This is a genomic window from Pusillimonas sp. SM2304, from assembly GCF_031628915.1.
Taxonomy (GTDB): Bacteria; Pseudomonadota; Gammaproteobacteria; order Burkholderiales; family Burkholderiaceae_B; genus Pusillimonas_C.
The window spans coordinates 888,687-910,378 of sequence record NZ_JAVLUJ010000001.1; the positions used below are offsets into that span (position 1 = coordinate 888,687).

Genomic DNA, 21,692 nt, shown 5'->3' on the forward strand with positions numbered 1-21,692 from the left:
ATTTCCTTTAAACCTGTACTTGTGCCCGCAGCCACTCCAGATAGCCGGCGGAGCCGCCCAAAACGGGCAGCACCAGCACTTCTGGGACCTCGTAAGGGTGTAGCGCCATCAGGCGCTCCATCACGGCTTGTGCCCGTGCCCCTGTTGTCTTGATGGTCATGGGCACCTCTTCCGTGCCTTCCAGCTCGCCCTGCCACATGTACATAGACAAGCCCGGCGCCCCAAGGTTCACGCAAGCGGCCAGTTGTTCCTCGACCAGCACATGCGCGATGCGCTTGGCCAGCAGCATGTCGGGTGCGTTGCTTAGAATCACGACCGCATCGTGGGCGGACAGCACAGAGGAGTTCATGGTTTTCAACCTGACAAATCACTGCATACAAGCGATTTTACCGTGTATAAAAAAACGGGCCCTAGGCCCGTTCTTCTGGAGTGCTTGAGCCTTTATTCGGCTTCGACTTCCTCGACTTCCGGACGGTCGACAAGCTCCATGAATGCCATGGGGGCGTTATCGCCCTGACGGAAACCCATTTTCAGCACACGGGTGTAGCCGCCGTTGCGCTCTTTATAGCGAGGACCGATTTCGGCAAACAGCTTGACCACGGCATCGCGGTCGCGCAGGCGGGCGAAAGCCAGGCGCTTGTTGGCCAGGGTGGGTTCTTTACCCAGCGTGATCAGCGGCTCGACGACGCGGCGCAGCTCTTTCGCTTTGGGCAAAGTAGTTTTGATGGCTTCGTGAGTCAGCAACGAAACGGCCATGTTGCGGAACATGGCAAGACGATGACTGCTGGTGCGATTTAGTTTACGCAGACCACTACGGTGACGCATGATGTTTTCCTTTGAATCTAGGTTAGCGGACGAATCCGCTGGTTAACCGGCTCTTCTATCAGCAATGCTGCGGTCCGGGTGAAGGCGGGACTTTAACACATTTGTGCCATCGCCCCATTTCTTGAGCGGGCCGCCAAAGCAGCCCGCCTTGTTGCAATTACGGACGTTCCAGACCCAGGGGAGGCCAGTTCTCGAGCTTCATGCCCAAAGTCAGGCCGCGCGCGGCAAGCACTTCCTTGATTTCGTTCAACGATTTGCGGCCCAGGTTGGGGGTCTTGAGCAATTCGTTTTCGGTACGCTGGATCAAGTCGCCGATGTAGTAGATGTTTTCGGCCTTCAGGCAGTTGGCCGAACGGACGGTGAGTTCCAGATCGTCGACCGGGCGCAGCAACACGGGGTCGATCTGCGGCGTGCCGCGCGACGGTGCCGTGTCGTACGAATCGCCAGCACCTTCCAGGGCGGCGAATACCGAAATCTGGTCCATCAGGATGCGTGCCGATTGACGAACCGCTTCTTCAGGCGAGACCACACCGTTGGTTTCGATATCGAGCACCAGCTTGTCGAGGTCGGTACGCTGTTCAACACGCGCGCTTTCGACAGCGTAGCTGACGCGGCGCACCGGGCTGTACGATGCGTCGAGCAAAATACGGCCGATGGTGTGGGTGCGGTCATCGGACAGGGCGCGGATATTACCGGGCACGTAGCCGCGGCCTTGCTCGACCTTGATCTGCATTTCAAGCTTGCCTGCGTCGGTCAACGTGGCAATGACGTGATCGGGGTTGATGATTTCCACATCGTGCGGCAATTCGATATCGCTGGCCAGTACAACGCCGGCGCCCTGCTTGCGCAGTACCAGCGTCACTTCTTCGCGGTTGTGCAGCTTGAACACCACGCCCTTCAGGTTCAGCAGAATGTCGACCACATCTTCGCGAACGCCGGCAATGGTCGAGTACTCGTGCACCACGCCCGTCATTTGGACTTCAGTGGGCGCGTAACCGGTCATGGACGACAACAGGATGCGGCGCAGGGCATTGCCCAGCGTGTGGCCATAGCCACGCTCGAACGGCTCCATCACGACACGAGCGTGATTCTTGCCAACGGGTTCGACTTCGATAGAACGGGGTTTCAGAAAACCTTGAGACGACATGTGTGTTCCTTTTCAATACCCTCGGCTCGTTACACCGATAAGGCTGACGGACAAGCCGGCGAACCGGCGAAGAACCGCAAAGCCCACTTTCCAGCCAAGGCCGAAGAAGTGGGCGGTTTGCGGCAATACTGCAATACTGCGATTAGCGCGAGTACAACTACTGCGATTAGCGCGAGTACAACTCGACAACCATCGACTCGTTGACGTCGCGGGCGACATCAGCGCGGTCGGGAGCTTGCTTGAAGGTACCGGTGAGCTTGTTGGCGTCGACTTCGACCCACTGCGGCAGGCCTTGGCCGGTCGCCAGATCGAGCGATTCACGAATGCGCAACTGCGATTTGGCTTTCTCGCGAATCGAAATCACGTCACCCGCCTTGACCAGCATGGAAGCGATGTCTGCGGTGTGGCCGTTGAGTTCGACAGCACGGTGGTTCACCAACTGACGGGCTTCTGCGCGCGTCGAGCCAAAGCCCATGCGGTAGACGACGTTGTCCAGGCGCGATTCCAGCAACTGAATCAGGGTCTCGCCAGTGTTGCCACGGCGACGCTCAGCTTCAGCGAAATATTTGCGGAACTGCTTTTCCAGAACGCCGTACATGCGCTTGAGTTTTTGCTTCTCGCGCAGCTGCACACCGTAGTCGGACGTACGAGCGCCCGAAGTACGGCCATGCTGGCCGGGTTTGGATTCGATTTTGCATTTCGAATCGAGCGAGCGACGTGCGCTCTTCAAGAACAAATCTGTACCCTCGCGACGCGAGAGTTTGCATTTAGGTCCAATATAACGTGCCAAGATGCTTCCCCTTAGATGCGACGACGCTTGGGCGGACGGCAGCCGTTATGCGGCACGGGCGTGATGTCTGAAATGCTGGAAATCTTGATACCCAGCGCATTCAGCGCACGCACGGACGACTCGCGGCCAGGACCGGGGCCCTTGATGCGAACTTCTAGTGTTTTGATGCCATATTCCAACGCTACGCGGCCGGCCGATTCGGCAGCCACCTGGGCGGCGAACGGCGTGGACTTGCGCGAGCCCTTGAAACCTGCACCACCGGACGTCGCCCACGACAAGGCATTGCCCTGGCGATCGGTAATGGTGATGATCGTGTTGTTGAAGGACGCGTGAACGTGCGCAATGCCGTCCGACACGCTCTTCTTGATTTTCTTGCGTACGCGCGATGCGCCGCTGTTGGAAGCTTTCGCCATCTTCTATTCCTCGATTATTTCTTCAGGGAAGCAGCAGCGCGACGCGGCCCTTTACGGGTGCGGGCGTTGGTACGCGTACGTTGGCCGCGTACGGGCAGGCCACGCTTGTGGCGCATACCCCGGTAAGTTCCCAAATCGATCAGACGCTTGATCGACAGTTGTACTTCGCGACGCAAATCACCTTCAACCGTGAACACGCCAACGTGTTCGCGGATACGCTCGAGTTCGGCGTCGGTCAGATCTTTGACCTTCTTGGAAAGTTCGATGCCCGCGGCTTCGCAGATTTTGCGAGCGCGAGTGCGACCAATACCAAAAATAGCGGTAAGACCGATTTCGGCGTGTTGATGCGGCGGAATGTTGATGCCAGCAATACGGGCCATGACTGTTCCTTGTTAAATCCGTTGCGCCTGGCGTTAGCCCTGGCGCTGCTTGTGACGTGGGTCGGTGCAAATGACGCGCACCACGCCGTGACGTTTAATGATCTTGCAGTTGCGGCAGATCCGCTTTACCGATGCCATTACCTTCATGGTTGACTCCTAGTTTCCTGTAACCGGCCGCTTATTTAGAGCGGAAGACAATTCTGGCACGCGACAGGTCATAGGGCGTGAGCTCCACTGTGACCTTGTCACCCGGCAGAATCCGGATGTAATGCATACGCATCTTGCCTGATATGTGGCCTAGCACTACGTGGCCGTTTTCGAGCTTGACGCGAAAAGTTGCGTTGGGAAGGTTCTCGAGAACCTCACCTTGCATTTGTATGACGTCGTCCTTTGCCATTCCCTTCTACCGCATTGGCAGTCCCGCACCCTTGAAGTTGGCCTTCTTGAGCAGCGAGTCGTATTGGTGAGACATCATGTAGGCCTGAGCCTGCGCCATGAAATCCATGGTCACCACCACGATAATTAACAGAGAGGTGCCACCGAAATAGAACGGCACGTTCCAGCGCGCTTGCATAAGTTCGGGCAACAAGCACACCAAAGTTATGTAAAGAGCGCCTGCCAGGGTCAATCGCATCAGTATCTTGTCGATATAGCGCGAAGTTTGCTCACCTGGCCGGATACCCGGAACAAAAGCACCGCTTTTCTTCAGGTTATCTGCCGTTTCACGACTGTTGAACACCAATGCCGTATAAAAGAAGCAAAAGAAAATAATGGCGGCGGAATACAACGTAATGTACAGCGGTTGCCCCGGCGACAAGACTGCAGCCAGATCACCCAGCCAACGCATGTTCGGATTGCTGGAGAACCAGCTGGTTACCGTGGCGGGCAACAGAATGATCGACGAGGCGAAGATGGGCGGGATGACCCCGGACATATTCAGCTTGAGGGGCAAGTGCGAACTTTGCCCACCGTAGATCTTGTTGCCAACCTGACGCTTGGCGTAGTTGACCGTGACGCGGCGCTGGCCGCGTTCAACGAACACCACGAAGTAAGTAACCGCGATGACCATCACGAAGATGAACAGCGCCGACAACACCGACATGGAATCGGTACGCACCAGATCCAGCATTCCGGCCAGCGCGCTGGGCAAGCCCGCGACGATCCCGGCAAAAATCAGGATGGAAATACCGTTGCCCATGCCACGCTCGGTAATCTGCTCGCCCAGCCACATGAGGAACATGGTGCCGGTCACCAGCGTAACGATGGTGGTAAAGCGGAACATCAAGCCTGGATCAATGACCAGCCCGGGCTGCGACTCAAGCGCGACCGAAATACCGACTGCCTGGATCAGCGCCAGGAACACCGTGCCGTAGCGGGTGTACTGGGTGATCTTGCGCCGGCCCGATTCGCCTTCTTTCTTGATCGCTTCCAGGGTAGGCACCACGACCGCCATCAACTGCATGATGATGGACGCGGAGATATACGGCATGATGCCCAGCGCGAACACGGAAAACCGTTCAAGCGCGCCACCGGAGAACATGTTGAACAAACCCAGGATACCGCCCTGGTTCTGTTGGAACATGTCGGCCAGCGCATCGGGGTTGATGCCAGGGACGGGAATGTGCGTTCCCAACCGATAGACCACCAGGGCGAGTACCAAGAACACGATACGGCGTTTCAAATCGCCGTAGCGGGAACCCGATTTACTCTGTGCCTGAGCTTTAGCCACCGTTGCCCCTTAAGCCAGCGAACCGCCAGCAGCTTCGATTGCGGCGCGAGCGCCGGCCGTCGCGGCAATCCCTTTCAGGACGACCTTGCGCGTCAGTTCGCCGGACTTGATGACCTTGGCGTAACGAACGGCCTGGCCCACCACACCGGCTTGCTTGAGCACTTGCACGTCGATTTCGTCGACAGGCAGGCGTTCGAGGTCGGACAGGCGAACCTCGGCCGACAGGTGTTGGCCCAAAGGCGTGAAGCCGCGTTTCGGCAGACGGCGTTGCAAAGGCATTTGACCGCCTTCAAAACCGACCTTGTGGAAACCGCCAGTGCGCGATTTTTGACCTTTATGGCCGCGGCCAGCGGTTTTACCCAGGCCCGAGCCAATACCGCGACCGACACGGCGGCGAGCATGCTTGGCGCCTTCAGCCGGCTTTAGCGTATTAAGTTGAGTTTCTGACATCCCGATTCCTTTCAGGCTTCCGAGACGGTAACGAGGTAATCCACCTTGCGGATCATCCCACGCACCTCGGGCGTATCGACCAATACACGGCTGCTGTTAATGCGGCCCAGGCCCAGACCACGCACGGTTGCGCGGTGAGATGCCTTGGTGCCGATGACAGAGCGCACGAGAGTAACTTTGATTTGCTTCTGTGCCATGACTTACCCCAGAATTTCTTCTACCGACTTGCCGCGCTTGGCAGCCACTTCGGCAGGAGTCGAGCAGGCACGCAAGCCGTTCAGCGTTGCGCGGACCAAGTTGTAAGGATTGCTGGAGCCCAGGCTCTTTGCAACCACGTTACGAACGCCCATCACTTCGAAAATAGCGCGCATCGGGCCGCCGGCGATCACACCGGTACCTTCAGCGGCTGGCGAAATGAGAACGGTAGAGGCGCCATGCTTGCCAACGACAGTGTGGTGCAGCGTGCCGTTCTTGAGCGACACCTTGACCAGACCGCGGCGTGCCTGTTCCATTGCTTTTTGTACAGCGACGGGCACTTCACGGGCTTTACCTTTGCCCATGCCGATGCGGCCATCGCCATCACCTACTACGGTCAACGCAGCAAAGCTCATGGTGCGACCACCCTTGACCACCTTGCTGACGCGGTTGACCGCAATCATTTTTTCACGCAAGCCGTCGTCGTTTTCTTTTTCGGCGGCTTGCCTGCCTTGTGCTTTAGCCATTTGACAATTCCTTGCTTAGAATTTCAAGCCGGCTTCACGCGCGGCGTCGGCCAGCGCTTTGACGCGGCCATGATAACGGAAGCCCGAACGATCAAATGCAACCAGCTCGATACCGGCAGCTTTTGCTTTTTCGGCTACGCGCTTGCCGACCAGGCCTGCAGCGGCAGTGTTGCCGCCGTTGACTTTCTGGCTGGCGAGCTCTTTGCGCACTTCGGGCTCGAGCGTGGAAGCGCTGACGAGCACACGATCGCCTTCCGGCGAAATGATGTTCGCGTAAATGTGCAGATTCGAGCGGTAAATCGAGAGGCGATGTACACGCAACTCGGAGATTTTCCGGCGAGTCGAAACCGCACGACGCAAACGGGAGATTTTCTTGTCCATAATTCGTCCTTGCCTGCGCGCTTATTTCTTCTTGGTTTCTTTGATGATGACGCGTTCATCGGCGTAACGCACGCCCTTGCCCTTGTAGGGTTCGGGTTCGCGGTATGCACGGATTTCAGCAGCCACCTGGCCAACGACCTGCTTGTTGGCGCCCTTGATGACGATCTCGGTCTGAGTGGGGCACTCGACCTTGACGCCAGCAGGCATGCTGTGAACGATGTCATGGGAAAAACCAAGCTGCAACTTCAGTGCTTCGCCCTGAACCTGAGCGCGGAAACCCACGCCGACCAGGTTGAGACGACGCTCGAAGCCTTTGCTGACGCCCGTTACCATGTTGGCAACCAATGCGCGCAATGTGCCCGACATGGCCTTGGCCTGGCGGGACTCGTTGGCAACAGCAAATGTCAGTTGACCGTCTTCTTGACGAACGACGACGTCGCCCGTCAAGTCTTGCGTCAGCGTGCCCAAAGGACCTTTAACGGCAATCTGGCCTGCGCTGATCGTGGCTTCTACGCCCTGGGGTACGGGGACCGGGTACTTAGCAATACGTGACATATGTATCTCCTTAGGCCACGTAGCACAGTACTTCGCCGCCCACGCCGGTGGCGCGTGCTTTGCGATCGGTCATGACACCGCGCGGCGTCGATACAATGGCGACGCCCAGGCCATTCATCACTTGAGGAATGGTCTTGCTGCCTTTGTAAATGCGCAGCCCTGGACGGGAAACGCGGTCGATGCGCTCGATGACCGGACGGCCAGCGTAGTATTTCAGGGTGATCTCGAGGACAGGCTTGGCCTGGTCGCCGGTGATCTGGAAACTGTCGATGTAGCCTTCGTCTTTCAGCACGGCAGCAATGGCTGCCTTAAGCTTCGAGGAGGGCATGCTGACCGACGTTTTGTTGACTTGTTGCGCATTGCGCACGCGGGTCAACATGTCGGCGATGGGATCGCTCATGCTCATGTGTATTTCTCCTACCAGCTGGCTTTGGTCATGCCCGGCACTTCGCCACGCATTGCCATTTCACGCAATTTGTGACGAGTTAAACCGAACTTGCTGTAAACACCGCGCGAACGGCCGGTCACCACGCAACGATTGCGTTGGCGGGTCGGGTTTGCATTGCGCGGCAGTTGTTGCAGTTGCAGGCGAGCCTGATAGCGTTCTTCGTCGGACTTGGTCTGGTCGTCGATGATGGCTTTCAGTGCGGCACGCTTGGGTGCAAATTTTTCTGCCAGCTTGGCGCGTTTGATATCGCGATTGATGAGTGAAAGTTTTGCCACGTCATCGCCCCTTAATTGCGAAACGGGAAGCTAAAGGCGGTAAGCAGTGCCTTGGCTTCGTCGTCGGTCTTGGCTGTCGTGGTGATGCTGATGTTCATCCCACGTACGGCGTCGATTTTGTCGTATTCGATTTCAGGGAAAATGATTTGCTCTTTCACCCCGATGTTGTAGTTGCCACGTCCATCGAAAGCACGACCCGAAATACCGCGGAAGTCGCGCACGCGCGGCAGTGCCACGGCGACCAGGCGGTCAAGAAATTCGTACATGCGGCGGCCACGCAGAGTGACCATGCAGCCGATGGGGTAGTCTTCACGGATCTTGAAGCCCGCGATGGCTTTGCGTGTCTTGGTGACAACTGGCTTCTGGCCTGCGATCTTGGTCAAGTCAGAGACTGCATGCTCAATGACTTTCTTGTCGGCAACCGCTTCGGACACACCCATGTTCAGGGTGATCTTGCTGATGCGCGGCACTTCCATGATGCTTTTGTAGCCAAATTTGGCTTGCAGGTCGGCCATGACCTTGCTGCGGTAAAACTCTTGTAAACGAGCCATGTTCTTCGCCCCTTAAGCCTTGGCGCCAACGACAGCGCCGCTGGAACGGAATACACGGACCTTGCTGCCATCCACCACTTTCACGCCAACGCGATCGGCCTTGCCGGTCTCGGGGTTGAAAAGGGCCACATTGGAAATGTGGATGGGCATGGTCTTGTCGATGATGCCGCCTTGCGAACCCGCCATGGGATTGGCCTTGACGTGCTTCTTGACGACATTGATGCCTTCTACCAGCACATGGTCAGCGTCAACACGCTGCAATACGGTGCCGCGGCGCTTTTTGTCGCGACCGGTCAATACGATGACCTCGTCGCCTTTACGGATTTTTTCCATGATGGGCTCCTTACAGCACTTCTGGAGCCAGAGACACGATCTTCATGAACTTTTCTGTACGCAGCTCGCGCGTGACAGGTCCGAAGATACGGGTGCCGATGGGTTCCAGTTTAGCGTTGAGCAGCACGGCGGCATTGCCACCGAACTTGATCAGCGAACCGTCTTTGCGACGAACGCCCTTAGCGGTACGAACCACTACTGCGTTATAAATTTCGCCCTTCTTGACGCGTCCGCGTGGGGCCGCATCTTTGACACTAACCTTGATAATGTCACCGATAGCGGCATAACGGCGCTTCGAGCCGCCTAACACCTTGATGCACATAATCGAGCGTGCGCCAGTGTTATCGGCCACGTCCAGCGTGGTCTGCATTTGGATCATGATTTTTCCTGTTCCAACTTAGACGCGCGGCGCACCAACATCGGTAACGCCACACAACCAGTTTTGGTCCCGTCAGGCCCGGCACATACCCGGCCCTGGGTTGAAATCTGCTAAAAAAACTGTGTTTTGCCTGCCTGCACTTGGCTGCCCCGCTATTCATGCGAAACCACCTTGCATCCTTAATCCAAGGGCTGTTGCAGCCGCCTGAAATAGGCAAGTCCTAGATAATAGAATGTTTCGGGAAGGTTTGCAAGTGAATATTCACCCTATGTGGCGTATCGCACAAAAAAACCCGATACGCGCCCCGCCGATGCGGCGCGCGCGCCACAACCAACTATTCTCCGAAGCCGCCTTCCTGTTCTTCCTGGACCGGGACCGCGCCCTCGGCCAGTTGTACGCCGTATTCGCGCAGCACAGCGGCCGTTCCCGCATCGCCGACCTCATCGGCGTATACCTTGATGCCCATGCCGATGGCCGTTTCGCTGATCGCCACCATCAATTGCATGGCGCCTGGACTGCTCATCAAGCCGCCGATGATGTCGCCGCCCAGTTTGATGTAGTGCAGCGGCGCACGGTGCAGGTACAGCAAAGCCGCCGGCTGTTCGGCCAGGCGGCGCAGGCCCACGCCCGCCCCGGCGGACACGACCTCGCGGCAGAACGCCTCGACTTCTTCCGCATAGGCCACAAGCCCATGGGCATCGATTTCCAGAATCAGGCGGTTCACCGTTTCGGGCTGCGCCTTCAGGCCCTGCAGGCGGCGTTTCATTTCGGGCAGGTAATGCGGTTGCAGCAGCGAGGGCAGGGACACCCGCACGACCAGCTTGCCCGGATGCTGGCTCAGCCAGGTCAGGCCCAAGTCGATGGCGCGCAGGTCGCAGGCCGCCGACAAGCCCAACCGGACCGCCGCCGGCATGAACAAATGGCCCGACAGCAGGCTGCCGCCATTGGCCTCGTCACGCAATGCCAGCGTCGCCTCATGGCGATCAGTGACCGTGTCGTTTTCGTACACCAAGGGCTGCACGCTGAGTTCCAGCCTGCCATAAAGCAAAGCGTCGTCGATCAGGCTGCGCCAGGCTTTTTCACCCGGGGCGGCCGAGGCAAGGCCCGGTTGCCCGTCGGCACGGGCAACCACCTCTATATTGTCTTTCCCCGCGCTCTCCGCACTCATCAGGCCGTGATCCAGCCTGGCCAGGACATCGCTGACCAGGCAGTCCGCCGAATAATCCGTCAGCGCCAGGCTCCAGCGGCACAAACCGCCGCCCGCCACGCGCACACGTGAAATACTCAGCGCCTGCCTGACTTTTTCGACCAGGCGCGTAGCCCGCAAGCCGTTGAACACCGGCAGCAGCAACACAAAATCCGACCCATTCAAGCGGGCCAGCAGCGGTTTTTCCCCGACCTCTTGCCCCTCGACGCTGTCATGAAGGATGCGAAGCACCGTTTCACCCACCGAGCGCAGCCAGGAATCGGCCTCGACCCGTGCCATCTGGGCATTCACCCCGGCCAGATCGCGCTGGCGGAAAATCAGGACATGCCCCTCGGACGCCGCATCGCCGGCCTGAAGGACACGGCGCAGCTCATTCACGAAAAACTTGCGGTTGGCCAGGCCCGTCACCGGATCGCTGTTCAGCTCCAGCTGCAGCGACTCGATGCGGGCTACCTGCTCTTGCGCCGTGGCCCGCACACGCTGGCGCACCTCCTTGATGGCCTGGGTCGCCTGGCTAAGCTCGGCGATGCGCCTGCGGTGAGGTTGGGCGGGCGCCCCGCCCTCGGCGATCGCCCGTACCTGCTCGGTAATCTCATCATTCAGCACACGCTTGAGCCAACGCATCAGCAACACCACAAACAGCGCCCACAGCAAACCGGCCCCCACCACCAGCAGCAGGACGCGCGCGCTGGTCTTCCACAAGGTCTCGCGCGCGAACAAGTCATCGGCCGTTACCGTGAGCTCGCCCACCTGTTTCCAGCCGTCGCTGATATAACGCACGGCGGAGGGCTGCCTCAGCGGCAGCGCCTGGCTGAACCATTCGGGGACAGTGCCGCTGACCGAAGCGGGCATACTGCGGTCAAACACCACCTGCCCGTCCACCCCGCTGAAACGCACCTGCCGGAACTGCCCGCTGTCGAACAAGGCCGACATCAGCAGCTCGCGCAACACCTCGTCCTGATTGGCAGGCTGCGACAACGACAAGGCCAGCGACGAGGCCGCGTTTTCGCTTTGCGCCTGCAGTTGATTGTTCAGATAAGTGCGCGCGCCATCAATACTAAGCACCAGTGTCCCCACCAGTATGCATAGAATCGCCACCGTGACACTGATCAACAATTGTTTAAGTAAGGACATCGTTATTCTGCCTTCAGGCCGGAAGCACCCAGCCGACTATGAAAAATGACTGCTTCAGGGACGAAAACCCTCTCGCTCCATGCGGACAAGCAAATTGCGCCACCGGCTGATCCGCTCGACCGGGGCCTGCGCAGCGCCGGCAACATAAACACCTTGGGCATTGAAACTGAACACAGGCGTCAGGTCGCGCCGCTGGCTGGCCGGCACAATAGAACTGGTCAAGCTGTCCAGCACCAGGGGTTCGGCGTCTGGACTGCTGTAATAGCCCAGCACCATGTGCGCAATGGTTTGCGAACTGCCCAGCCCGCCCAAGCGCGCCCTGACGTAAATAAAGCGCAACTTCTCGGCCGGCACGCCCACATGCACTAACGAGAAATACTTGCCGATCACGAAGTCTTCGCAGTCGCCCCACCGCTTGCCCAAGGTTTCCAGCGGCGTCGCCCAATAATCCGCCTGTTTCCAGATCACTGCGTCTTCGCCGCCCCGCACGGTGGCGTTCCAGAAACTGTTGACCGCCTTCAACTGCGCGGATTCCGGCTGGCCGTGCTGCTGAGACAGCATGGCCAGCCAGCGGGACACCGTCTCGGCCCCCTGCTGCCCATAGCTGGCCCGCGCCGACTGCTGGATCCGGGAAGCGTCGAACTGCAGGGCCTGCAGCGGCGTAAAAATCGCCAACGGCAACGCCAGCACAATAACTGTGCTGGCCGTAAACAGATGACGACGCACTCGAACAGCAATCATGGGAACGCTAAGCCGCAGCAAACAAAAAGTTAATAATAACAATCATTTGTTGCGTCTTAGCACCCCAAACAACCCGGCTTACTGGTCGACATTCAGCTTGCCGCTGTCGATCAGGTTCTTGATCATTTCGTTCTGATTGCCACTGCCTGCCAGGTCGGCCAGATCGACATCCTTAAGGATGATCTGCTGGTCGGCATTGCTGCCGTTCGCGCCCAGGTTGCCTTGGGTGTTGACCTTGATGACGGTATCGGCGCCGTTCTGTGCCAGGTGCAGGTAGCCATCCAGGTCAAGATTGCCCTGGCCGTCCCTGCCCACAGACTGCTCGCCCACCAGCAGATCGCTCAGGTCCAGCACATCGTTGCCCTTGGCGCCGCCAAGACCGAAGTCCGTGATGGTGTCACTGGCGAAATGGGACGTCGAACCCTGATCATTGGCCAGCCACAGGAAGGTGTCGTCACCTTCGCCTCCCGTCATGGTGTCGTTGCCTTTGCCGCCAATCAAGATATCGTCGCCCTTGCCGCCGATCAGTGTGTCGTTGCCAGATCCAGCCAACAGCGTGTCATGCCCATCTGTACCCTGCAGCGTATTGCCCGCCTGGTAAGACACGGTGATATCAGCCGAATCGCTGCCCGCGGCACCATTGAGGGTGTAGGAGTCATGCACATCGGCCGGATTGACCACCTGTGCGTTGCTGTAGTCGACCGTCATCGTGAGCAGGTAGTCTTCTGCTCCGGTACTGCCCGGTTGCCATCCCCACAACCAATGGTTAGAGCCAGGATCCTGAATATTCGTGATACGTATCTCATAGTCGCCACTATGCTGGGCATCTATGAATGAACCATCATCGATCGCTGTCCAGTTACCACCTGGCGCCTTGTACTCCATCTTGATCCAGCCAGCACTAAGATCATGATCCAGCGTCAGCCTTTCCCCTGCGACCAGCGCCACAGTAATGATGTCTATATTGTTGCCGTTAGTGCTGTCAGATTTGGCGAGATAGCCATCCACCTTGACCTGAGCCCGATCCGCAGGCTGGCCTGACTTGGAGAACTGATTGCGCGCCACTGTCAGCGCCTTGTTGCCATTTTGGTTGCCCGGAGTGTCAAAGTCGTAAGTCCGTACGCTGCTCCGAGTAAAGTCCGCCCCCAGCCAGCCGGTATTGACCGTTACATCGCCCAGCGGCTGAGCCGCTGTGCCGGGTTGATCGTTGGCCAGCAATACTGCCGAATCAATGGTGATCTGCGAGCTAAGAATGTTGGTGATGATGTGGTCGTTGACCGCATCCGGCGCCACAGGACCTGTAACGGTAATGGTCAGCGTAGAGCTCGCCGAGTCGCCGTCTCCGTCCGCCACCGTGTAGTTGAACTGGTCAGCACCGGTTTGGGTGGCCCCGGTATGCGTAAATGCACCGGTGTCGAGGTTGATAACGAATTTGGCATCAAGTCCGGTCGTAATCGTCAGGGTATGTGTAGAAGCGTTGTAAACCCCGGCAGAGGCACCACCGCTGGCTGACACGGTGTTCGCATCCGGGTTGTATGTGTAAGTCACCCCGTCGATGGTGATCGACTGCACATATCCACCGTCCGCGCCCACATGGGCACCTTCGGTCAGCGAACCCGAAATCAGGCCGCCTTGTACCGTCGGCGACCCCACCGTGCCGGAAATCCGGTCGGCCAGATCATTGAAGTTGTCGACAAGAATGACGTTGGCGGCATCATTATTGCTGTTATTCACGCCATCATACGCAATGGGCTTCAGATTGCCTTCGTTCACATTGGTGCCCATGCCGATGGCGTACGAGTTGATGTCGTTACCCTTCAGGAAGTTTTCCCAAGCAGTCTGCTCCGTACTGTTGATACCGTCGCTGTTGCTGGAGGGGGCCCCGTCCGAGAAGAAGTACGAAACATTGTTAGCACCCGGAATCTTGCCATTGCTTCCCCAAGCCGAAGTCGCGGAGTTCAATGCGGCATCGTAGTTGGTGCCACCGTTTGCAGACAGCCCATTGATGTAGTCCATGGCGTCGTCTACGGACAGCCATGCGCCGCCTTTCTGCGAGCCACTGCTGCTGAATGTGACTACACGCACCTTGACGTCGCCCAAGTCATCGTACTTGTCCAGCATGGCGGCTATCGCGCGTTTGGCAACTTCCAAGCGGGTCAACTCCACGCCGTTTTCAAAAACGCCACTGGGATATACCAATGAGCCATTCCAGTTTTTCTCTCCCCCCATGCTGCCTGACACGTCAATCATCAGCAGAACGTTCGTACTGACCGTTTGGATTGCCGACTGATCCGCGTAGGGATTGGCAACCGGCACATCGTCTTGAATATTGATCGTAAGCGTCGAATCCGTCGTGGTGTTGCCATCGGAGACTTGAACGCCCACGTTCAGGCCAAGCGTGTCCTGGCCTGGCTGGCCATGATCAACAGGGCCCGACAAGGTCACGTCATACCGGCCCGCATCATCGATCGTGACCTTGACCACCACCTGGCCTCCTGCAGACCCCTCCAGCGTATGGCCACCGTTACTCGTGGCCCATACGATAGGTGCGCCGCCCGAGGTCATGCCTTGCATTTCGGGGGTAATAACCAGCGAAACTTCAAGTTGCGCGGCCGGCGTATCGGGGTCGCCAATATTCATGGTGCCAGACACCGACGTTGACCCATGTCCGATGACGTTGGCTTCCGAAAGATTCGTGCTGTCAGCCTCTATTGTGGGAGGCAAGTCGACGGGTGCAGCCGCCGGCGCAACCTGGAACATACCCTCTTTCCCATCGCCGTCGGCATCGGTAACCTTGAAAGTGAAGTCGATTTTGCCGTCATCACCCTCAGCCATGTGCTGGTACTGGAACAGCTCCCATTTACCGGTCGCAGGAGTCAAGCGTATCTCGTAGACCAATGCGCCGCTGCTATCCCGGCCTTGTATCAAGTTATCGCTAACCAGGGTGGATGTCACATCCCTGCCATCCCAGGTTTTAAGCCCGCCCTCTACACCGGTAAGCGCAATATCGCCGGCACCGTCCGCGCCATACTGATAATTTAACGTGCCCTCGGCCGAAGCAAATGCCTTGACTTCGCTGGTACCCAGGAACTCTACGCTGGTGACCGTAAAATCGCTGTTGTCGTTGTGGGTATGTGATTTTCCGTTGTCCAACGCCTTCAGAACGATGGTGTCGAAACCGCCTTCTTCCACAACGAAGTTGGCCGCATAGTTGCCGCTGCTTTGATCCGAAGAGAACTCTTGGGTGGCGATCAATACGCCATCCCGATAGAACTCGGCGACCCCTCTTTCCAGTTCACCGCCGAACATGTCGGCAAACCCGATCTTGGCGCCATAAGCAACTTTGCCGCCGGTCAGCCTGATGGTCAGTTCTTCCGACGCGGAATCATCGGCAGTCTTGCGGAAATCAACTTCGCCAGGAATGGGGAAATAGGGGCCGACACTGTCTACGCCCAAGCCGTTGCTGTCCTTGACGACATCGGCAGCGACCAGCGTCAGATCGTCTTCTGCCTTGAAGCCCTTGGCGCTCACTTCCACAGCACCGTTGGCAAACGTAAGCACTTGGCCGTTTTGATCTGCGCCGTCCGCAAAGCTCACCATGCCGGTATATACATCCGGAATACCGGTGGAAGTCACCGCTACAACGTCCGTCTGCACGACTTTGGGCGAATCGTCTTCGATGTTGATGGTGATCGTGGTTGACGCGCTTTTAGCGCCGTCGCTCACGACGACGCCAACATTCAGGCTGATGACATCCTCTGTCGTGGTGTCTGGATGATCGACCGGTCCAAGCACTTCCACCTTATAGTTGCCCGCGTCATCGATAGTGACCTTGATGACATCCTGGCCATTTGCTGTGCCAAGCAAGGTCTGGCCGTCTTGGCTTAGACCCCACTGCACGGCGGTGCCATGCGACTTGAGTTCCGTTGCAGGCACGGTAAGCGATACCGAGATATTGGTCGCTGCGGTGTCGGCATCGGTAAAGGTGACTTGACCCGTTGCCACCGCGCTGTTCGTCGTGTCGGCGGGCGATCCGTCATCATCCTCGATGCCCGTCGGCAAGCCTTCTTCCGACACCGTTGCGACGGCAGGGGCGCTCGTAATGATCGGCGCATCGTTCGCGCCATGGATCTGGAAGCTGACCGTACTGGACTTGACGTCGCCATCGGCATCGGTCAGGCTGTAGCCGAAGGAGACATCGATGCTTTGGCCTGCCGCCAACTGCTGCGTGGCCGCTTTGGTGTTGTCCAGAGTGAAGGACCAGGTGCCATCAGGATTCTGTTCCAGGCTGCCGTAGTCAGCCAGGTCAACGGACGCGCCGCCCAGCGTGGCGGTGACCGTATTGCTCCAGTCGACAGCGCTCGTGGCATGCTCGCCGTCCGCGCCGAAGGCGTTGCCCGCATCAGCCGTGACGTCGCCGCCGACCGTCGTGTCAGCTGTGTCTTCTGTAATGGAACCCGCATCGATGGCATGGGCCACCGGCACGTCGTCCACAATGCTGATCGTGATGTTGCCCGACGCGGTCGAACCGCCAATCCCGTCGACCGTCACGGCGATGGTGTCGGTGATCTGATCATCGCTCGTGGCTTTATCGTGCGTCTGTGCTTCCTTGAGCGTATAGCTGTAGCCGATCTCGGCACTCTTGCCATCCGCCGCAGGCGTCACCGATGTGATCGTCAGCGTACCTTCACCGGTATCTACGCTCTTGTTCAGCCAGTCGCCCAGCGCGTATTCTGTCCCGCCTATGGTGACCGTGGCGATGCCGTCGGTACTGCTTACACTGATCGTGCCCGTGGTTGTTTCGCGGTCATCGGCGCTGTCATTCAGCGCTGCTTCGTACACTTTGCCCGCATCATCGCCTGTACCCGCATCCACCGTGACGCTGCCGCTGTCATCCGCGCCATGGATCTGGAAGCTGACCGTACTGGACTTGACGTCGCCATCGGCATCCGTCAGGCTGTAGCCGAAGGAGACATCGATGCTTTGACCGGCCTGAAGCTGCTGCGTGGCTGCCTTGGTGTTGTCCAGAGTGAAGGACCAGGAGCCATCAGGATTCTGTTCCAGGCTGCCGTAGTCAGCCAGGTTAACGGTTACACCGCCCAGCGTGGCGGTGATCGTATCGCCCCAAGTGACTGCAGTTGTGGCATGCTCGCCGTCGGCGCCGAAGGCGTTGCCTGCGTCGGCCGTGACGTCGCCGCCGACAGCCGTGTCAGCCGTATCTTCTGTGACGGAACCCGCATCGATGGCATGAGCCACGGGCACATCATCAACGATACTGATCGTGATGTTGCCCGACGCGGTGGAGCCGCCAATCCCGTCGACCGTCACGGCGATGGTATCGGTGATCTGATCATCGCTCGTGGCTTTATCGTGCGTCTGTGCTTCCTTGAGCGTATAGCTGTAGCCGATCTCGGCACTCTTGCCATCCGCCGCAGGCGTCACCGATGTGATCGTCAGCGTACCTTCACCGGTATCTACGCTCTTGTTCAGCCAGTCGCCCAGCGCGTATTCTGTCCCGCCTATGGTGACCGTGGCGATGCCGTCGGTGCTGCTTACACTGATCGTGCCAGTGGTGGTCTCGCGCCCATCATCCGCATCGTCCAGAGCTGCTTCGTACACCTTGCCCGCATCATTGCCTGTACCCGCATCCACCGTGACGCTGCCGCTGTCGTCAGCACCGTGGACGGTGATGGTCACCAACTGCGTGTCAATACCGCCGTTGCCGTCATCCACCAGAACCGTGAAGGTCTCGGTGCGCGTATCGCCTGCATCAAGCGCCTGAACCTCCGGCTTGGTGTTGTCCAGCGTGTATACCCACTTACCTGTCGCATCCAGGGCAAACGAACCATAAGTACCCTGGCCATCGCCATCAATCGACCAGGTATGCGTGTCGGTGGTGTCCACATCAGCCACCGTCAATTGGCCTTGGGCTGTCAACGCACCATCTTCCTGTACCGCACCGGTATCCGGACCGCTGATGACCGGCGCATCATTGGTCCCTGTAATGGTAATCGTGATGTCCTGCGTGGCCGTGCCGCCCTTGCCGTCGCTGATCGTCACCGTGTAGGTTTGCGTCAGGGTCTGCCCAGCGGCCAGCGAATCGAGCACGCTGTCTTGCACCTTGAAGTCCCAGCCCACGCTGTTGCCGGTCTGATCAACATTACCCAGCACCAACGTACCCAGGTAGCCGTTGCCATGGGCCGTGAAGGTGGCCGTATGCTCATCGGTCAGATCCACATCGGCAAAGGTGATCGCACCGTTGGCGGCATGCTCGGTAGCGTTCTCGCCGGCCTTGCCATCCTCGACCTCGGTGATGGCCGCCGCCTGGACGGTGGAAGTAATCACCGGCGCATCGTTCGTGCCTACGAGCGTAATCGTGATCGTCTGTACAACTGTGCCGCCATGACCGTCATCGATGGTCACATCGTACTTCTGAACCAATGTTTCGCCAGCAGCCAGGTGGTCAAGCTGACCGTCACCAACGGAGAATGCCCACACCACGCTATTCGTAAGCTGCCCAACCGGGCTCAGAGTCAGCGTTCCCAGGTAATCGCTTTCCTGTGGCTGCACCGTGGCCGTATGCCTGTCTGTCGTGTCTACGTCCGAGAAGCGGATGAGCCCGCCAGCAAGGTGAGGCAAGACGTTCTCGCCGAAGGCATGATCGCCGATCTCTGTGATCGTGCTGTCTTGATTGCCCGACACAATGACCGGGGCATCGTTGGTACCCACTATGGTGATCGTCACCACCTGCTTGGCGCTTCCGCCGTGACCGTCGGCAACGGTAATCTCATAGCGCTGCGTCAGCGTCTGGCCGGCAGCCAGTGAATCCAGTACCTTGTCCGAAACCTTGAAATTCCAGCCTACACTGTCAGCCGATTGGTTCACGGGCTCCAGGGTCAACGAACCTATATACCTTGAACCGAGCGCCCGAACTGCTGCGCTATGGGTATCAATTGTGTCCACGTCGTTAAACGTGATGGTGCCATTGGCTTCATGCTGCAGCGTGTTCTCTCCAGCCTCGCCATCAACGACTTCGGTAATGGTCGCCGCCTGGACGCCCGAAGTAATCACGGGTGCGTCATTCGTACCCACGATCGTAATAGTGATGGTTTGGGTAGCTTCCCCGCCGTGGCCATCAGCGATCGTGACCACGTAATCCTGCGTCAAGGTTTGCCCAGCGGCCAGCGAATCCAGCACGCTGTCCTCAACGGTGAAATCCCAGCCCACGCTCTTTGTGGCGGCATCAACACTACCCAATACCAATGTGCCCAGGTAGCCGTTGCCTTGCGCCTGAACCGAAGCGCTATGGGCATCCAGCGTATCCACGTCGGTAAAGGCGATGGTGCCAGCGGCAGCATGCTCGGTCGCATTCTCGCCTGTGGCCTTGTCTGCAATCTCGGTAATCGTAGCGGCCTGCACACCCGAGGTGATCACAGGCACATCATTCGTACCCACGATCGTAATAGTGATGGTTTGGGTGACTGTGCCGCCATGGCCGTCAGCAACAGTCACGACGTAATCCTGCGTCAGGGTTTGCCCCGCGGCCAGCGAATCCAACACGCTGTCCTCAACGGTGAAGTCCCAGTCCACGCTCTTTGTGGCGGCATCCACACTACCCAACACCAGTGTGCCCAGGTAGCCGTTGCCTTGTGCCTGAACCGAAGCACTATGGGTATCCAGCGTATCCACATCGGTAAAGGTGATGGTGCCGTTGGCGGCATGCTCGGTGGCATTCTCGCCTGTGGCATTGTCCGCAATCTCTGTAATCGTAGCGGACTGCGCGCCAGAGGTGATGACCGGCGTATCGTTGCTACCCTTGATGCTGAACGATAGCGTTGCCTGGACCGAGTCGCCGTCGGCATCGGTCAGTACATAGTTGATACTGAAATCAATGACCTGGCCCTCGGCCAGTGCCTGAACCGCAGGCTTGGCATTGTCCAGCGTGAACGACCATTTTCCGTCGTTGCCCAAGACGATGTCGCCGTACTGCGCCAACTGTGCCAATACGGCAGCGTTTTCGCTACCTGCCCAGCTTACGTTGCCCGGGCCGTCGAAAGCGGTATCGTTGCCGGTCACATTACCGCTGATTTCACCCACCGCCGCATCTTCAACCAACTGCCCGCCATCGTCGTTCTGGGCGCTAGGGTTGGTGTCGGTAATGTGGATGCCCAGGTTATCGGTCACCTGGCGCCCGCTGCTGTCGGTCACCGTGATAGGTACGATGTCGTTGACCGAATCGTCGCCGCCGGAGTGGTCCTGTGCGCCATCAACGCTGTATTCGTACGATACTTTCCCGGTTGCCGGGTCGAAACCGGTCAGCGTAATGTTCCCATTGGCCGTCTGGATCGTGACGGGATTTGCTGCAATATTGTTCAGTTGCGCAGCGGTCAGGGTCGTGTTGCCGACGGTCAGGAAGGCCAGGCCAGCGGCTGCGCTGATGGTGAAGCTGCCCGAAACGGCGCCCGCCGCATCTTCGGCAATCGTAATTTGCCCTGCCTCGATCGCGTTCAGGTCTTCGATCGTTAATGTAGGCAGCGGCACTTGCACAACCGCCTCGTCGTCTTCGGTGTTGCCACCCGTGCCGCCCAGCCGTACATCTTCCACGCTGGGCGTGCCCGGGCGCGGGTACTCCAGACCCAGCGGCGTCGTGGTTTCGACAATACCCACCAAACGGGTAAAGCTGCTGCCGCCATCGCCGCCCGAGCCGCCCTGTACAACAGCCGCGGTAGGATCAAGGTTTTCAAAAGGGTCGGCGCCATCGTTCAGCGCCGCCAGCACCTGGGCGACGGCGGGGTCGGCCGGCGCGGCGACCGCCGCTGTGGAAGGGTCCACATCCGCTTCGGCGGTATCGGGGCCCATCTGGACATCACGGTTTTCACCGATGGTCATCAGCGGCAGGCCGTCGGCCTGCAACTGCACGCTCCCCCCTGTGGCGGTAACGATTTCGGCGTCTGCCGGTACGCGCATACCTTGACGTAAAGGGTTCAGTGCACCGTCTGCGCCGCGAACCCAGGCTTGACCTGTTACTTGTGTGACCAGCGAAGTTGTTGCCATGTCCAAAGATTCCCTAGTAGGTGATTGGCTAGTTGCGGCGCACAAATAGTTACAAGACGACGCAATTATGTAAGTAAAACCGGATCATAGGTAACCATTTGATATTGCGATACTGGCGCTGGCGACAGGTTTTGGAAGTTTTTACTGATTTGGCTGATCACCAAATGGTTTAGGCCAC

Annotated in this window: 22 protein-coding genes; all 22 read right to left on the reverse strand. The window is 58.4% G+C overall.

What is annotated here, in order from left to right; translation table 11 throughout:
- Window positions 1–7: 7 nt before the first annotated feature.
- The 22 genes from cutA to RE432_RS04230 all read right to left on the reverse strand — a co-directional run bounded on the left by cutA (window position 8) and on the right by RE432_RS04230 (window position 21,514).
- Window positions 8–349, reverse strand: a complete 342-nt coding sequence (gene cutA, locus RE432_RS04125) for a divalent-cation tolerance protein CutA (protein ID WP_310931944.1) — start codon at window positions 347–349, stop codon at window positions 8–10.
- A 92-nt stretch (window positions 350–441) separates the two neighbouring features.
- Entirely contained in the window at window positions 442–825 is a 384-nt protein-coding gene (gene rplQ / locus RE432_RS04130) for a 50S ribosomal protein L17 (protein WP_310931946.1), read from the reverse strand.
- Between the two features lie 157 nt (window positions 826–982).
- Entirely contained in the window at window positions 983–1,972 is a 990-nt protein-coding gene (locus RE432_RS04135) for a DNA-directed RNA polymerase subunit alpha (RefSeq protein WP_310931948.1), read from the reverse strand.
- 166 nt (window positions 1,973–2,138) lie between these two features.
- The gene (rpsD, locus tag RE432_RS04140; protein ID WP_310931950.1) at window positions 2,139–2,762 is read right to left on the reverse strand and encodes a 30S ribosomal protein S4; all 624 of its coding nucleotides are present in this window, start codon (window positions 2,760–2,762) and stop codon (window positions 2,139–2,141) included.
- Between the two features lie 11 nt (window positions 2,763–2,773).
- Window positions 2,774–3,175 (reverse strand): 30S ribosomal protein S11, encoded by a 402-nt coding sequence (gene rpsK, locus RE432_RS04145; protein WP_013743934.1) that lies wholly within the window; start codon window positions 3,173–3,175, stop codon window positions 2,774–2,776.
- A gap of 14 nt (window positions 3,176–3,189) precedes the next feature.
- The gene (rpsM, locus tag RE432_RS04150) at window positions 3,190–3,555 is read right to left on the reverse strand and encodes a 30S ribosomal protein S13 (RefSeq protein WP_165023368.1); all 366 of its coding nucleotides are present in this window, start codon (window positions 3,553–3,555) and stop codon (window positions 3,190–3,192) included.
- A gap of 33 nt (window positions 3,556–3,588) precedes the next feature.
- A complete protein-coding gene (gene rpmJ, locus RE432_RS04155) occupies window positions 3,589–3,702 on the reverse strand; it encodes a 50S ribosomal protein L36 (protein ID WP_003805360.1) in 114 nt (37 codons plus the stop codon).
- 31 nt (window positions 3,703–3,733) lie between these two features.
- The gene (infA, locus tag RE432_RS04160; RefSeq protein WP_009523889.1) at window positions 3,734–3,952 is read right to left on the reverse strand and encodes a translation initiation factor IF-1; all 219 of its coding nucleotides are present in this window, start codon (window positions 3,950–3,952) and stop codon (window positions 3,734–3,736) included.
- 6 nt (window positions 3,953–3,958) lie between these two features.
- Entirely contained in the window at window positions 3,959–5,284 is a 1,326-nt protein-coding gene (gene secY / locus RE432_RS04165; RefSeq protein ID WP_310931966.1) for a preprotein translocase subunit SecY, read from the reverse strand.
- Window positions 5,285–5,293: 9 nt separating this feature from the next.
- On the reverse strand, window positions 5,294–5,734 hold the full coding sequence (gene rplO / locus RE432_RS04170) for a 50S ribosomal protein L15 (RefSeq protein WP_310931967.1): 441 nt from the start codon (window positions 5,732–5,734) through the stop codon (window positions 5,294–5,296).
- Window positions 5,735–5,745: 11 nt separating this feature from the next.
- On the reverse strand, window positions 5,746–5,931 hold the full coding sequence (rpmD, locus tag RE432_RS04175) for a 50S ribosomal protein L30 (RefSeq protein ID WP_013743938.1): 186 nt from the start codon (window positions 5,929–5,931) through the stop codon (window positions 5,746–5,748).
- Between the two features lie 3 nt (window positions 5,932–5,934).
- On the reverse strand, window positions 5,935–6,456 hold the full coding sequence (rpsE, locus tag RE432_RS04180) for a 30S ribosomal protein S5 (protein ID WP_227683198.1): 522 nt from the start codon (window positions 6,454–6,456) through the stop codon (window positions 5,935–5,937).
- Between the two features lie 15 nt (window positions 6,457–6,471).
- Window positions 6,472–6,837: a 50S ribosomal protein L18 gene (gene rplR / locus RE432_RS04185; RefSeq protein ID WP_310931968.1), complete on the reverse strand. Its 366-nt coding sequence runs from the start codon at window positions 6,835–6,837 to the stop codon at window positions 6,472–6,474.
- Between the two features lie 21 nt (window positions 6,838–6,858).
- On the reverse strand, window positions 6,859–7,392 hold the full coding sequence (gene rplF, locus RE432_RS04190; RefSeq protein ID WP_310931969.1) for a 50S ribosomal protein L6: 534 nt from the start codon (window positions 7,390–7,392) through the stop codon (window positions 6,859–6,861).
- Window positions 7,393–7,402: 10 nt separating this feature from the next.
- Complete coding sequence (gene rpsH / locus RE432_RS04195) at window positions 7,403–7,798, reverse strand: 30S ribosomal protein S8 (protein WP_310931970.1); 396 nt, start codon at window positions 7,796–7,798, stop codon at window positions 7,403–7,405.
- 11 nt (window positions 7,799–7,809) lie between these two features.
- On the reverse strand, window positions 7,810–8,115 hold the full coding sequence (gene rpsN / locus RE432_RS04200; RefSeq protein WP_310931971.1) for a 30S ribosomal protein S14: 306 nt from the start codon (window positions 8,113–8,115) through the stop codon (window positions 7,810–7,812).
- Between the two features lie 11 nt (window positions 8,116–8,126).
- Window positions 8,127–8,666, reverse strand: a complete 540-nt coding sequence (gene rplE, locus RE432_RS04205; RefSeq protein WP_310931972.1) for a 50S ribosomal protein L5 — start codon at window positions 8,664–8,666, stop codon at window positions 8,127–8,129.
- A gap of 12 nt (window positions 8,667–8,678) precedes the next feature.
- Window positions 8,679–8,999, reverse strand: a complete 321-nt coding sequence (gene rplX, locus RE432_RS04210) for a 50S ribosomal protein L24 (protein WP_310931973.1) — start codon at window positions 8,997–8,999, stop codon at window positions 8,679–8,681.
- A 10-nt stretch (window positions 9,000–9,009) separates the two neighbouring features.
- Window positions 9,010–9,378: a 50S ribosomal protein L14 gene (gene rplN, locus RE432_RS04215; RefSeq protein WP_013743946.1), complete on the reverse strand. Its 369-nt coding sequence runs from the start codon at window positions 9,376–9,378 to the stop codon at window positions 9,010–9,012.
- Between the two features lie 334 nt (window positions 9,379–9,712).
- Window positions 9,713–11,719, reverse strand: coding sequence for a LapD/MoxY N-terminal periplasmic domain-containing protein (locus RE432_RS04220; RefSeq protein ID WP_310931974.1), 2,007 nt, complete (start codon window positions 11,717–11,719; stop codon window positions 9,713–9,715).
- A 54-nt stretch (window positions 11,720–11,773) separates the two neighbouring features.
- The gene (locus RE432_RS04225) at window positions 11,774–12,460 is read right to left on the reverse strand and encodes a transglutaminase-like cysteine peptidase (protein WP_310931975.1); all 687 of its coding nucleotides are present in this window, start codon (window positions 12,458–12,460) and stop codon (window positions 11,774–11,776) included.
- A gap of 78 nt (window positions 12,461–12,538) precedes the next feature.
- Window positions 12,539–21,514, reverse strand: a complete 8,976-nt coding sequence (locus tag RE432_RS04230) for a retention module-containing protein (RefSeq protein ID WP_310931976.1) — start codon at window positions 21,512–21,514, stop codon at window positions 12,539–12,541.
- Between the last annotated feature and the right edge of the window lie 178 nt (window positions 21,515–21,692).